Here is a 245-nt window from a genome sequence, read left to right as displayed (position 1 = left end):
GCCGCCTGCGCCTTGAGCAACTGGTGCTGGCCGAGGAGCTGAGCCAGCGTGCCCATGCCTTGAGTTTGCGCTTTGGCCGCGCCATTGCGGGGGGCCATGCACTGTTTGCCGAAACCGTATACGAACAGGGCGCCGAGCCAGGTGAGTGGACCTTGGTACGCGCCGACGGCAGCCAACTGGTAGCCAACATGCTGGTGACCGCCATGCTGGACGACCAGGGTTTATGGGTGGGTTACCTGGCCATC

Annotated in this window: 1 pseudogene; it reads left to right on the top strand. The window is 64.1% G+C overall.

Features of this window, described 5'->3' with window-relative positions:
• Window positions 1–245, top strand: a pseudogene (locus GYA94_RS26915) (GGDEF domain-containing protein); the annotation flags it as partial.

Origin of the sequence: Pseudomonas juntendi (assembly GCF_009932375.1) — a bacterium.
Taxonomy (GTDB): Bacteria; Pseudomonadota; Gammaproteobacteria; order Pseudomonadales; family Pseudomonadaceae; genus Aquipseudomonas; species Aquipseudomonas juntendi.
Note: the sequence above shows the minus strand (reverse complement) of the source record. Positions and strands in the feature narration are given on the sequence as shown.